The 13,497-nt window shown below is 27.8% G+C and carries 12 protein-coding genes; 4 read left to right on the top strand and 8 right to left on the bottom strand.

Features of this window, described 5'->3' with window-relative positions; all coding sequences use genetic code 11:
- Positions 1-12: 12 nt before the first annotated feature.
- Both BUB01_RS12390 and cdaA read right to left on the bottom strand, forming a co-directional pair.
- A complete protein-coding gene (locus BUB01_RS12390; RefSeq protein ID WP_072988055.1) occupies positions 13-1,242 on the bottom strand; it encodes a CdaR family protein in 1,230 nt (409 codons plus the stop codon).
- A complete protein-coding gene (cdaA, locus tag BUB01_RS12395; RefSeq protein WP_072988056.1) occupies positions 1,212-2,066 on the bottom strand; it encodes a diadenylate cyclase CdaA in 855 nt (284 codons plus the stop codon). Before cdaA ends, BUB01_RS12390 begins: the two co-directional genes overlap by 31 nt.
- 242 nt (positions 2,067-2,308) lie before the next feature.
- On the opposite strand from cdaA, the gene BUB01_RS12400 reads away from it, so the two are divergent.
- Together BUB01_RS12400 and BUB01_RS12405 are read left to right on the top strand one after the other, a co-directional pair.
- Positions 2,309-3,289, top strand: coding sequence for a hypothetical protein (locus tag BUB01_RS12400; protein ID WP_072988058.1), 981 nt, complete (start codon positions 2,309-2,311; stop codon positions 3,287-3,289).
- 65 nt (positions 3,290-3,354) lie between these two features.
- Positions 3,355-3,981, top strand: a complete 627-nt coding sequence (locus BUB01_RS12405) for a cell wall hydrolase (RefSeq protein ID WP_072988060.1) — start codon at positions 3,355-3,357, stop codon at positions 3,979-3,981.
- A 58-nt stretch (positions 3,982-4,039) separates the two neighbouring features.
- On the opposite strand, the gene BUB01_RS12410 is transcribed toward BUB01_RS12405, so the two are convergent.
- The 3 genes from BUB01_RS12410 to BUB01_RS12420 form a co-directional block, all read right to left on the bottom strand.
- Entirely contained in the window at positions 4,040-4,900 is an 861-nt protein-coding gene (locus BUB01_RS12410; RefSeq protein WP_072988063.1) for an NAD(P)/FAD-dependent oxidoreductase, read from the bottom strand.
- 15 nt (positions 4,901-4,915) lie between these two features.
- Positions 4,916-5,230 (bottom strand): thioredoxin, encoded by a 315-nt coding sequence (gene trxA, locus BUB01_RS12415; protein ID WP_072988065.1) that lies wholly within the window; start codon positions 5,228-5,230, stop codon positions 4,916-4,918.
- A 123-nt stretch (positions 5,231-5,353) separates the two neighbouring features.
- A complete protein-coding gene (locus tag BUB01_RS12420; RefSeq protein ID WP_072988068.1) occupies positions 5,354-6,574 on the bottom strand; it encodes a tetratricopeptide repeat protein in 1,221 nt (406 codons plus the stop codon).
- 180 nt (positions 6,575-6,754) lie between these two features.
- Between BUB01_RS12420 and BUB01_RS12425 the strand changes: the two genes are divergently transcribed.
- A complete protein-coding gene (locus BUB01_RS12425; RefSeq protein WP_072988071.1) occupies positions 6,755-7,264 on the top strand; it encodes a hypothetical protein in 510 nt (169 codons plus the stop codon).
- Positions 7,265-7,400: 136 nt separating this feature from the next.
- On the opposite strand, the gene BUB01_RS12430 is transcribed toward BUB01_RS12425, so the two are convergent.
- The 3 genes from BUB01_RS12430 to ptsP all read right to left on the bottom strand — a co-directional run bounded on the left by BUB01_RS12430 (position 7,401) and on the right by ptsP (position 11,084).
- Complete coding sequence (locus BUB01_RS12430) at positions 7,401-8,771, bottom strand: DUF4652 domain-containing protein (protein ID WP_072988074.1); 1,371 nt, start codon at positions 8,769-8,771, stop codon at positions 7,401-7,403.
- Positions 8,761-9,327: an RNA polymerase sigma factor gene (locus BUB01_RS12435; RefSeq protein ID WP_072988077.1), complete on the bottom strand. Its 567-nt coding sequence runs from the start codon at positions 9,325-9,327 to the stop codon at positions 8,761-8,763. The genes BUB01_RS12430 and BUB01_RS12435 overlap by 11 nt, the downstream gene beginning before the upstream one ends.
- A gap of 137 nt (positions 9,328-9,464) precedes the next feature.
- Complete coding sequence (ptsP, locus tag BUB01_RS12440) at positions 9,465-11,084, bottom strand: phosphoenolpyruvate--protein phosphotransferase (protein WP_072988080.1); 1,620 nt, start codon at positions 11,082-11,084, stop codon at positions 9,465-9,467.
- A gap of 400 nt (positions 11,085-11,484) precedes the next feature.
- On the opposite strand from ptsP, the gene BUB01_RS12445 reads away from it, so the two are divergent.
- A complete protein-coding gene (locus BUB01_RS12445) occupies positions 11,485-13,491 on the top strand; it encodes a sigma 54-interacting transcriptional regulator (protein ID WP_072988294.1) in 2,007 nt (668 codons plus the stop codon).
- The last annotated feature ends 6 nt before the right edge of the window (positions 13,492-13,497 follow it).

Here is a 13,497-nt window from a genome sequence, read left to right on the forward strand (position 1 = left end):
GGAATTTTTTTATTATTGTTTCTTTACAATATTCACTTTAACTTTATCAGGTACAGTTCCTGTTAATTTTACATTATTTAATTTCTCAGAGGTTATATTCGGTGCTATTACATAATCTCCTTCTTTTTTACCTTGTAAATTCAATTCTGCTTTTATATCTTCATTCTTAATTGAATTAATTACAGATTCTTCACCCCTTAAACTTACTGTTACTTTTTGAACATCTAATTTACAATCTAAAGTGGTATCCAAACCCTGAAGCGTTACTGGAACCTCAAACTGCTTAGTTATAGTACTTACTAATGCTATCTTTACCTTTACTTTATTACCCTGCAAATTAATCTTTACATTTTTAGGTATGCTTACACCAATGCTTACCTCTCCACCTTCAGTTATCTTTGATATATCTAAAGGTTCTGTGTCTATCTTACTTATATTATCTAATATACTATCATCACCTATTAATTCAACTTTATCAGGTACCGAAACTATCGAATTAATAGTTATACCCTCTTTAGCTTTTCCAGTTGTAACAACATTTATAGGAACACTCTTACCCTTATTAACCTTTATACTGACAGCTGCTACCTCTGGTTCCACTTTCACCTCTTGTAAAGGCTTATTATTTTCATCTACCGCCACAATAGGTAATGTAATATCCATGTTCTTATTTACATTCTGAACTTCACCACTTACTGATAACACTTTAACCTTATTAACATACTCTTTAGGCCCTGAAACAGTTGCCGTAGCTGGGGTTACATCCGGAATTCCAGCATATATTCCTTGTTGTGTAATCGGCTTTATATCAGATTTAATGGGCATTTTCTTTTCAGCATATTCATCTAAAAGAATTTTAACCTTTAAAACTCCTGTATTTTTTTTATTTATATTTATATTAGAAGGTGAATTTACAATCTCAACTGGTATTTCATTCAAACCTTTTTTAAGAACATAATTTTTTAAATTGGCAACAATTTTAAATTGATCTCTAGTTACTCTATATACATCATTTTGTGGTCCTTCTAAATTTAAAGTAACTGTGAAGTTTTGATTAGGGACTAGCGCTAATTTATAATCTGTTTTTAAAATATCAGTATTTAAAATTTCTACTGGAACCTTATCAAATTTATACTCTCTAGTCGTATTCTCCACATTTGATACATATAGCCATAACCCAAAGGAAAGTATTACGCATATAATTCTAACTACTATTTCTTGCTTTTTAGATTTATCATCCATATCTTCACCTTCTCTTTGTAAGACTTAACTCTCTTATCCCTTCTATTCCTCATTATTTTAAGAAGTATAGACTTAAGTTTATCTTTATCATAATTTCTAGTTAACCTTCCATTTACAGCTAGTGATATATTACCTGTTTCTTCAGATACTACTATTATTAATGCATCTGAATTTTCAGAAAGACCTATAGCCGCCCTATGTCTAGTCCCTAGTTTTTTATTTATAGAATTATTGTTAGTAAGTGGCAACACACATCCGGACGCCACTATCCTATCGTTTTTTATTATAGTTGCTCCATCATGAAGTGGTGTATTAACAACAAATATATTTTCAAGTAAAGCTGAAGATACTTTAGCATCTAACGTTGTACCATTTTGTATTACTTCACCTAGCCCTGTACTTTGTTCTATAGCTATTAAAGCTCCTGTTCTTTCTTCTGCCATTGCTGCTACTGCTGTTACAATTTCAGTTATTACATTTTCTAATTCCACATCATCCTGAATTACATGTAAATCCTCAAAAGTACTTCTTCCAATATGCTCAAGAGCTCTTCTTATTTCAGGTTGAAAAATTATAATTATAGATAAAACTCCTATTGTTATAGTCTTATTAAGTATAAAATTAAGCATATTAAGCTTTAATAACATACTTATAGGTATCAAAATAAGTATAAGTCCTATCCCCTTTAGTAATTGTTCCGCTCTGGTCTCTTTTATTAGCATATATCCTTTGAAAAACACATAAGAAACTACTAATATATCTAAAATGGCCCATACATCCATATTCTTAATAGTGTTTATTATCATATTTAATATTTCATTCATTGTTAATCACCCCCGTATATAAGCCTATTATAAATTATACACTAAAAAACAACTTGTTAATATACACTGTTTTTATAATTTTAATACTTTTAATAATTTATTTTAATTTATAATATTTAAAATATCCTATATTTATAATATTTAAACTTAATTTTTTATATTTAATTTTACATATTATTAGTAATGCAAATTAAATTTCCATCATATATTTATAAAAGTATATATTATGTGAGGTGATACTTATGGAAAAAGTTAAAAATAAGTTTAAAAATAACATTTTAATTAAAATTTCTTTCACTAGCCTAATAATTATTGCAGCTTTATTATCCTGCTATTTTATATTTTTTAATCAATCTAAAGATTTGCGAGCTATGAATGATATTGCTAAAACAATTTCTTCTTCTAATCTATCTTTAAACGAATCAGTTAAAGATAGCATTATAGATAATATAAAATCTGTTAACTTACTAAAAAAGAATAAAGAAACTTTAATTAATGCAAAAAATAATCTTAAAGCTATTAAACCTTCGAAAAAATATTCAAATTTATACCAAAATTTAAATTTAGCATTGGATAATAATATAAGATTATATGATCAAACAGTAAGTATGCTATCCAATCCAACTAGTAACGATTTATCCTCAGCTTTTGAAAATTTTAATAGTATAAAAAATGATTGTCTTGTTTATTACAAACTTTGTGAAAAATCAGGTATTCAGGTTTATCTCGAAAATGATTCAAAACCTTTTTTCTCTAAAATATTCACTTATTTGAATACTATACTAAAGGTGAATCGTGATCATGATATAAACAACAGTCAAAAAAACACATTTCTTCTAAGTATCGATAAATGTATTATGGAATTCTCTAAATTAAATTCTGATTTTTCACCTGCTATTGATAAAGCAAAAAATGAAAACAGAAGCTTTAAAGATATTCTTAGCTCTGTCAATGATAAAACTATAACTTTAAACTCAATAAAAAGTAACTACTATTCATTAACAGTACCAAATGATGCTCTAGACTGTTTTAATAGTTTTGGTGATATGATCTCTATATACGATATATATCTTTCTGAACTATCACTAGGTTTAAACTCTAATGACAAGGTAGACCCTAATACTAATGCTCATTTAGATAATGCTTTTTCTAAATATAAAGACTTAAAAACAGCACTAAATAAATTTAATGAAAGCTATGAAGCATATAAAAATTCTAAATAAAATGTATTAAAAATCCTCTTATGGTTACACTATGCTAGGAGTCGTTAATTATAAGGAGGATTTTCATGAGAAAATTAATTTTTTCAACATTCTTCATTCTAAATATTGTTTTATTTTATTCTAAAGTTTCTTATTCTTTAGATTCAAATGTAAAAACAATACCATCCTATGAAAAAAATAAAATAAGTATAAATATTGACAATAATAGTAGTTCAAAGCCTACTAAAAATATAATGAGTAGAGGTGTATCTTCAGAATATATAGACTTATATGGTGAAAAAGATGGTGTAGTGGAAGTTTTTAATCACTCGAATAAAAGCATCTACTTAACAGAAGATGATGTTCATCTTATGGCACAAGTTGTTTATGCTGAGAGTAAAGGTGAACCTTATGAAGGTAAGGTTGCTGTTGCATCTGTTATTCTTAATAGAGTAGTAAATCCTAAATTTCCAAATACCATTTCAGGAGTTATAATGCAAAAAAATGCTTTTTCCTGTGTTAAAAATGGTGTTATAAATGTAGAACCTGATACAGATAGTTACAAAGCAGTAAAAGATGCTATCAAAGGCGCAGATCCTTCAAACAACGCTTTATTCTTTTACAATCCTAAAAGTTCTACATGTTCTTGGATGGGTCAAATAGAAAAGAAGAATAAAAAAAGTATAGGCCAACATGTATTTTTCCAAATATAAAAAATGGATAGCTCAAAACTTTGAGCTATCCATTTTTAAATTTATGCAATTTTTCTTTTTATTTTAAGCTATCTATATAAGACACTGCACTTAAAGCTGCTACAACACCTTCTCCTGCTGACTTAATATACTGATATGGTCTACCAACACAATCTCCTGCTGCAAAAAGACCTTTTAAATTAGTTTTCATTAATCTATCTACAGCTATATGCCCTTCTTCAATTTTTAATCCTGGTACTAATTGTCCTGGTGATATACTATCTTTTAAAACAAATGCCCCATCAGTTTCTATGAAGCGATCCTTGAAAGCTATTGCCTTTACTTTATCATCTCCCAAAACTTCTACTGGCTTTTCTTTCAATACTTCAATATTATCTCTTAAATCATAATTACCTTCGTACATAGGTACATAATAAAGCCTACTAGCCAATTCACTAACATAATTAGCTTCTTCCTCTGCTTCTTTATTATACGCTATTATTGTAACTGTTTTATCTTTATATAAAGGCGCATCGCAAGTTGCACAATATCCAACACCCTTACCTAAGAATTCTTCCTCACCCTTTAAAGGTTTTGTGTATTCTATTCCTGTTGCTAAGATTACCGCTTTTGCTTCATATACTTTTTGATTTACCATAAGGGCAAAATAATCACCCATAGCATAAATATTATTTATTCTTTCCTCTGTAATCTTTATTCCCATAGCATCTATATGATTTTTAAAATTATCTTTAAGTTCTTCTCCAGTAATACCATGAAAACCTAAGTAATTATTAATCTTTGGAGCTTTTATAAGTTTATTACTAAAATCATCATTACCAAATACTATTATAGTCTTGTTTCTGATTTTTGAATTTATAGCGGCTGAAAGACCAGCAGGACCACTACCTACTATTGCAATATCATACCTTTCCACTATTACTCCCTCATTTCTTTACATATGCTTCTTAATAATATCTTCAAGCTCACTCTTTGGTCTAAATCCTACTATTGTATCTACTACTTCTCCATTTTTAAATAGCTTTAAAGTTGGTATACTTGCTATTTTAAATTCATTTGATATTTGAGGACTCTTATCTACATCCACCTTTACAAACTTAACCTCTTCCATCTCACTTGATAATTCTTCTATTATAGGAGCTATCATTTTACAAGGACCACACCAAGTTGCCCAAAAATCTACAACTACTACTCCATTTTGTTTTATTACTTCATTTTCAAATTCTTGTTCATCAATATTTTTAGCCATTATTTTTCCTCCTAATATACCCCCATAGGGTAATCTTTTTTTATAAATTATATTATATTTTATTTTCTTAGTCAAATGAATCCCTTACTCTTTAAAAATTTCCATAACTACCATTCTATTGTTTTATTGTAAAATCTGCTTTAAAGTAGTATTGTTATAAATTGAATTAGGATAACTATTAACTAATTTGCTTGCATAAGTTTTTGCTTTCTGTTTATCAATTTTGTAGTATATTGTAGATAACTTATATAAAACCTCCTCCACGTAATCACCTGTTTCATTCTCATTCACATATTTCTCATAATACTTAAGGGCATTTTCATAATCATTATTTTTCTCATAGCTTAATCCAGTTAGATATATTATATGTGGCCTCAGATAACCATTTTCTACATACTTATAGCTCTTTAAGAAGTCTTTATTAGCTTTCCCAAAATCACTATTTTTAAAATCTTCTCTACCTTTATTATAAAAATATTCTACTCCTTTAGAACTTATAATTTGCTTGCCTGCCTCATATACAGATTTATCATTTACACCTAGACCTTTTTCATCCGTATTATTTAATATATTATATATATCTTCAAATCTATTTTCATCTATAGCCTTCTGTAATTCTATACTATTAAATTTAGTTTTTGTTTTCTCTGTATCTCCGCTTAATTTTATTTGCGGCTCTTTTTGTTTTTCCACTGGTGTTTTTACTACTTTTGCTGTTTCAACCTTGTCTTTACTAATTTTTTTAGGGAAATATTTATATCCACCATAACCAATACCTAATATTATGATTAATGCTATAGGTATTAAAAAAACTTTTTTATTTATTTCTCTTTTTGCTATTACTCCATATTCTTCAAGTATCTTTTTATTATCCTTTGCTGTTTTGTTATCAAGTTCTATAGATAATACCTTTGATATACAACTTTCTGCAGCTTTATAATCACCTTTCTTTATATAACAAAAACTCAAAGCATTATACACATTAATAGCATTAAAATCACTTTGTCTACAAATACTTAATTCTTCTATAGCTTCTGTAATCTTCATTTGCTTTATAAGCTTTAAAGAATTTTCATATATATTTTTCCTATTTCTATCATCATTCAAATCTTTTAAATATGATTTAGATAAATTATCGTCATTAAAATCCTTATTTATCTTCCATGCTAACTCTGCACCTTTTAAATCGCCTTTAAGATATAAAATTAAACCTTTTAGATTTAATGCTGAAGAATTCTTCATATTTTCTGATATCGCTAGCTCTACCTGTTCTAGACTTTTATTTATTTTCCCTATCTGAAAATTTTTAATAGCTTTTTTATATATACCTTTAGATTTACTCATATCTTTTTTCTCCTAAGTTATTAATTGGTAAATTTATTATGTTAATTATACCATATATAACATATATTCATTACAACTTTTGTATACAAAAAATTTAAAATTTGACCAAATTTTAAACACATTATATTTTTATAATAAATATATAAATTGGTTAGCATAAATTTATGAGGTGATATTAAAATGTTAAAATTATCAAATGGAAAGAAAAAACTTATTTTATTATTAGCACTATCTGCAAGTACATTTATTTTTATTGGTTGTAATAATAGTAATGCGCCAAAAGAAGAAAACAAACCATCTACAGAAGCTAATTCAAATAGTGGAAGAAATAGAAAATTTAATACTGAAGACATGAAAAAACGAGTACAAGATACTATTAAGCCTTTGGTTGATGATAAAACATTAACTCAAGAGCAATCTGATAAAGTAGCAACTGCTCTTTCAACAAGACCTAACAAAGATTCTAATAATCAAAACAAGCAAAATAAACAAAATCACAACAATGATTCTACAAATAATGGAAATAAGCCAAGCTCTACAAATGACAATAACAATCAAAATCCAAATCCTCAAAGAAACTTCTCTAATTCTGCTTTAAATAAGCTAGTTACAGATGGAGTCATAACTCAATCTCAAGCAGATGCAGTCACTGCTAAAATGAAAGATAGCTTTAAAAAAGCAAATCCTTAAAATTTATATACTTAGTAGCTATAACTTAGTAAATATGACATTTTTCATAATCGATAGCCTATAAAAAACTTTATTAGGCTTATAAATTTAAATAAAGGCTTAACTAGAATCCCCCCTTCTAGTTAAAGCCTTTATTTTATGGTGCTTCTATTATATCTACAATTTTCCACTCTTCTACACTGTTAGTTCTTCCTACTACTACTATTTGAAAGTGGCTACCTTGCCTTGCTTTATCTTCGTTTTTAAATTTATAATTAGCTTCCATTAGATATATTTTATAATCAAAGTTTATAAATTTATCAAATATTTTATTATACACTTCTTTATCTAATTTTATTATTTTATCTGGAGTTATTGCTTCTATATTTTTAAAATCCACCAATTTGTTTTTATGATAAGTGTTATAATCTCCCATAAAATAATTTTTAAATATATTTTCATCGTATACCGAATTTTGACCTAGTTTGCCAAGTAGTCCATCTTCTTTTTGTTTATTTTCATCTGTATAACTGTTAGCTATATTTTCAAAGTTGATCTCTTCATTATTAGTTGTGTAATTATTTAAACTATCATCTTCAAATTTTATTACTTTTAAATTTAAGCTATTCTCTTTAAGCTCACCATCTATTATTTGATGCTTATTACTATTTTTAGTATATAACAAAGTAGTTATTTCTTTATCTACATCTATTAAATATAAGTCACCTCCATGAGCTACAGTACCATATCCATTACCTACTATAACTAATATATAATTTCCTGTACCACCTATTACTTTAATAGGTGTTTTTTGTGCTTTATTATTTATTACTTCAAAGCTTTTAAAAGTACTATTACCTTTAATAAAAAGCTTTCCTACGCCTTCTTCTAAAGCATTTTCACCTTTTCCTTCTATACTATACTCATATTTTGTATTTTTTATTTCCTTCCACGGAGTTGCAAACTTTAGTTTAGGTTCATCTTTAAGCTCAGTAGCCTTAAACTTAACTACTTCATCAAATTTAAAATCTTGAGATAGTGATTTATAGCTTTTCATCATATCATTCTCTTTTAATAGTAAATCATCTTGTTTAATGGAATTTTTTGCCGATTTTTCAGTAAGTTTTGTGTCTTTAACAATTTCTTTTTTCACTTCATTTTTTGCACTAAAACTGTTACCATAAATCTTATATCCTACTGGAAAAATTGCTAAAACAAACATAGCAGTAGCTACCAACGCTATTCTACTTTTATTTTTCATAAACTTAAATTTCACCCTCTTCTTTTTAGACTTGCCATACCTATCTTTATCTATACTTTTTATTATAGTCTCTCTAGAACTTTTAAATGTAATATCATCAAAAGCTAAGCTTTCTTTAAATAGTTTTTGTATCTCCAAATTTTCTTCATAAATTCTCTTACATGAACTGCAAGATTCTATGTGTTCTTTCATCTTTATTTCCATGTCTCTACTAATAGCATTATCTAAAAGTTTATCTATATTCTTTCTAAATACCTTACAATCCATAACCTTCCCCCCCTATATTTTTTTTATAAATTTTCAAAAATTCTTCTCTTGCATTATAATAATGCCTTTTTACAGTTGACTCCTTCATATCTAATATTTCACTTATTTCAAAAAATGTTTTTTCGTTAGAATATCTTAAAATAAATATTTGTTTATCTATAGTGTCTAAAGAATCTATAAACTTCCTTATATATCCCTTAGTCTCTTTATATTCATAACTTTCTTCAGGTGATTTTTCATTAGACTTTAAATCTACACATTCTTCTATATTGGCTTCATAAACTCTTCTAAACTTCCTTATATAATCTAAAGCTTTATTCTTTGCTATTTGTAAAATCCAATTAGAAAATTTGTATTCATTATTATACTGATATAGCTTATTATAAACAGTTATAAAAGTTTCTTGTGATATATCTTCAGAAGCTTCTTTATCTTTAATAATTCCATAAATAAATCTTAGAACAATCATCTCATATTTATTTATTAAAATGTTGAAACTATCTATATTACCAGCTAGTACTTCTTGTACTAGCTTCTTATCTTCATCATAAACCATAAATCCGGCCCCCTTTTACTTTATATACGTAATAATATCAAAAAAAGTTATAAAAAAATATAAAAAAAAGGCGTGGATACAATCCACGCAAAATTTAGGGTTATAAAGTGTTATCTTTATATTTATTTATATTTATATTATTGTTGGTCAATTATTATTTTCTTAGCTCCTAGTATTGATGAAGCACTCATTGAGAACTCATCTAAGCCGTATTCTACAAGTGTTGGTATAGCTGCTTCGTCTCCAGCCATTTCTCCACACATTCCAACCCATTTACCGTGTTTGTGAGCACCTTCTATAGTCATCTTTATAAGTCTTAATACAGCTGGGTGCATTGGGTTGTAAAGATATGATACTTTTTCACTCATTCTGTCTGCTGCTAATGTATATTGAATTAAATCGTTAGTTCCTATTGAGAAGAAATCAACGTGTTTAGCTAATTCATCAGCGTAAACTGCAGCAGCTGGTATTTCAACCATGATACCCCATTGGATATCTTCTGAGTAAGCTTTTCCTTCTGCTTTTAATTCAGCTTTACATTCATCTACAACTTCTTTTGCAGCTACAAATTCCTCTAAACCTGAAATCATTGGGAACATTACTGCTAATTTTCCGTATATAGAAGCTCTTAATAAAGCTCTTAATTGAACTTTGAATATTTCTTTTCTATCTAAACATAATCTTATAGCTCTGTAGCCTAAGAATGGGTTCATTTCTTCTGGTAATGGTAAGTATGGAAGTGTTTTATCTCCTCCGATATCAAGAGTTCTTATAACTACTTGCTTACCTTGCATTTTTTCTAAAACATATTTGTATGAATCATATTGTTCATCTTCAGTTGGAGCACTATCTCTATCCATATATAAGAATTCAGTTCTGAATAAACCTACTCCATCTCCACCGTTAGCTAATACTTGGTGAACATCTTCTGGCTTACCTATATTTCCACAAACTTCTACTCTCTTACCTGACTTAGTAGTAGTTTTTACTGATATAAGTTTCTTTAATTCTTCTTGTTCAGCTAAAAACTCTTCTCTTTTAGCTTCATAAGCATCTAAAGTAGCTTCATCTGGATTTATTATAGCGATACCTTCTATACCATCAACTATAACTATATCTCCATTTTTAACTGTTGTAGTTATATCTTTTAACCCAACTATAGCTGGTATTTCTAAAGTTCTAGCCATTATAGCTGAGTGAGAAGTTCTTCCACCTATATTTGTTAAGAAAGCAACAACTTTGCTTCTATCTAATTGAGCCGTATCTGATGGAGTTAAATCATGAGCTACAACTATAGTATTAGCTTCAGTTATAGCAAAATCTACTCCGCCTTTTCCTGCAAAGTTAGCAGTTATTCTCTTAGAAACGTCTTTTATGTCTGCTGCTCTTTCTCTCATATAAGCATCATCCATAGACTCAAATATCATAACAAATGTATTTGTAACATCTGCAATAGCTTTTAATCCATTGCTTTGATTATTTTCTATCTCAAGTTCCATAGCCCCAGTGAATTCTGGATCATCAAGTAAAGTTATGTGTGCTTCAAAAACTGCTGCTTTTTCAGCTCCCATTGATTCTTCTGCTTTAGCTTTTATAGCTTCTAATTGTACTTTTGAAGCTTCTAATGCTTTTTGTAATTTTGCTTTTTCAGCGACTATATCTGTAACTTTTTCCTCAGTTATTACTATCTCTTCATGTTCTTGAATAAATACTTTTCCAATTGCATATCCTTTTGATGCAGCAATCCCTTTTTTCATTATGTAGTCCTCCTCAAAATAAGAATAATTCATATACTATTTTATTTCTTTCAAAATCATAATTAATTAGCAATAATATATACAGCAATTTTCATGCCAAGCTATAAATTACTTAATTATGTAACACTAATTATTATACCATAAAATTAAGTTATATTCCTTGTTACAGTTGTTTTTGAAAAAATTTTTTTACGAGTTTTTTCTATGTTATCTTCGACAAAATAATACAAAGTCTAATAAAGATGGTCTATACCTATCAACAAATTGATAAAAAATATCAATTCAGAAACTTCTTTTCCCCATTAAATTTAAGTTTTATCTATGTTATAATATATTTGATAAAAAATATCAATATATTATTGTTGATATTTTTTATCAAATATTATAGGTGGTGATTGTTATTTATACAAAACAAATATATATAAAAAACCCAAGTGGACTCCATACAAGATTTGCAGCAATGATTGTAAACAAAGCATCTCAAATCAAATCTAAATACGGAGTTAATCTTTATGTAAAAAAAGCACCCTATACAGATTGGCTAGCTATAAGTATGCTCGCTCTTTTATCTCTTAAAGTTATTCAAAATGATGATATAATAATAGCTAGTAAAAATGATAATGAAAATGATCTAAAAGCTGTAAAAGAGCTTATTGATTATATAGAACTTCATATTAATCACAATTCATCTAATATGGAACAAATTGATGCTTTTATAGAAGAAAGTAAAATAGCTAATGAACAAATATTAGACGGTCTTCCTATTGGCATACTTGTAATAGATTTATACAACAATATAACTAGTATAAACGAATATGCTTTAAATATAGTTGAGAAAAATTATGAAGATGTTATAGGCAAAAGTATAACTGATATTATACCAAATACAGAACTACCGAATATTATAAAAAATAATATGAGACAATTTGGTCAACTTCAGTATATAAATAATAAAATCACTATGGTTAATAGAAGCCCCATTTTTATGAATTCTAAACCAATAGGAGCTGTTGCTGCCTTTCATGATGTTTCTGATTTAGTTGGTATGAAAGAACTAAACGAAAAGTTTAGCAAAATTTTAGAAAATTCTCATGATATGATTTGCTTTTTAGATGAACATGGTAATATAAATTATATAAATCCAGCTTATAAAAAACATTTTCCAAACCACAGTGAAAATTTGATAGGTAAAAATATTTTAGACTCTTCTCCTAATGGTTATAGAGCTAAAGTTTTTAAAGACAAAAAGTCTCTAACTAATGTATTTCATAAAAAAGAAGGTTTAGATGTAATTTCAAATGTGGATCCTATATTTATAGATGGTGAATTTAAAGGTGTTATTTCAACTACTAAACCAGTAAATGAAATTAAGCAGCTTTTAGGTAAGCTTAGAAAATCAGAAGAAGAACTTAATTACTACAAAGAAGAATTTTTAAAACAACTTTCTCATAACTCATCCTTTAAAGATATTATAGGCTCTAGTTCAACTTTGAAAGATATTCTGTATATTTGTGAAAAGGCTTCCCAAAGTACATCTACCGTTCTTATTAGGGGCGAAAGTGGAACTGGTAAAGAACTTATAGCAAAAGCCATTCACAATAACAGCTCTAGAAAAAATAAACCTTTTGTTAGGGTAAATTGTGCTGCTATACCAGAAAATCTTTTAGAAAGTGAGTTGTTTGGCTATGAAAAAGGTGCATTTACCGGTGCCACTAAAAGTAAACCTGGTAAATTCACTATAGCTGATGGAGGAACTATATTTTTGGATGAAATAGGTGATATGCCTTTATCTATGCAAGTTAAACTTTTAAGAGTACTTCAAGAGAGAGAAATAGAAAGTCTTGGTGGTCTTTCCCCTCAAAAAATAGATGTTAGGGTAATAGCTGCTACTAACAGAAATCTTGAAGAAATGATGAAAAAAGATGAATTTAGAGAAGATCTTTACTATAGACTAAATGTTCTATCTATAAGTTTACCTCCTCTTAGAGATAGAAAAGAAGATATATCTCTTCTTGTAGAACACTTTATAAATAAATTAAATCTAAAACTTAATAAAGGAATCTTAGGTATAGAACGAGAAGCGCTTTTACCTCTTCAAGAATACTCTTGGCCTGGAAACATAAGAGAACTTGAAAATATAATAGAACGTTCTATGAACCTTTGTGATGAAGCTTATATAACCATTAAGGATTTACCTTCTTATATGCAAAAATTAAAGGCAAATAATAACAGAAGCTTTGACCTTGATGAAGAGAACATTCTGCCTTTTGAAGAATATGAAAAACAAATTATAACACTAGCTATGAAAAAGTATAAAAGTTTTAATAGAGCTGGTAAGGCGCTTGGCTTAACCCATAGAACAATATCTCTAAAATGTAAAAAATACAATATTGATATAAATAAATAAACTGAA

The organism is Clostridium cavendishii DSM 21758, from assembly GCF_900141845.1.
GTDB lineage: Bacteria > Bacillota > Clostridia > Clostridiales > Clostridiaceae > Clostridium_AG > Clostridium_AG cavendishii.

Coding starts and splice junctions, on each gene's coding strand:
- BUB01_RS12390 (WP_072988055.1), bottom strand. CDS start 1,242: ATGGATGATAAATCTAAAAAGCAAGAAATAGTAGTTAGAATTATATGC.
- cdaA (WP_072988056.1), bottom strand. CDS start 2,066: ATGAATGAAATATTAAATATGATAATAAACACTATTAAGAATATGGAT.
- BUB01_RS12400 (WP_072988058.1), top strand. CDS start 2,309: ATGGAAAAAGTTAAAAATAAGTTTAAAAATAACATTTTAATTAAAATT.
- BUB01_RS12405 (WP_072988060.1), top strand. CDS start 3,355: ATGAGAAAATTAATTTTTTCAACATTCTTCATTCTAAATATTGTTTTA.
- trxA (WP_072988065.1), bottom strand. CDS start 5,230: ATGGCTAAAAATATTGATGAACAAGAATTTGAAAATGAAGTAATAAAA.
- BUB01_RS12420 (WP_072988068.1), bottom strand. CDS start 6,574: ATGAGTAAATCTAAAGGTATATATAAAAAAGCTATTAAAAATTTTCAG.
- BUB01_RS12425 (WP_072988071.1), top strand. CDS start 6,755: ATGTTAAAATTATCAAATGGAAAGAAAAAACTTATTTTATTATTAGCA.
- BUB01_RS12430 (WP_072988074.1), bottom strand. CDS start 8,771: ATGGATTGTAAGGTATTTAGAAAGAATATAGATAAACTTTTAGATAAT.
- BUB01_RS12435 (WP_072988077.1), bottom strand. CDS start 9,327: ATGGTTTATGATGAAGATAAGAAGCTAGTACAAGAAGTACTAGCTGGT.
- ptsP (WP_072988080.1), bottom strand. CDS start 11,084: ATGAAAAAAGGGATTGCTGCATCAAAAGGATATGCAATTGGAAAAGTA.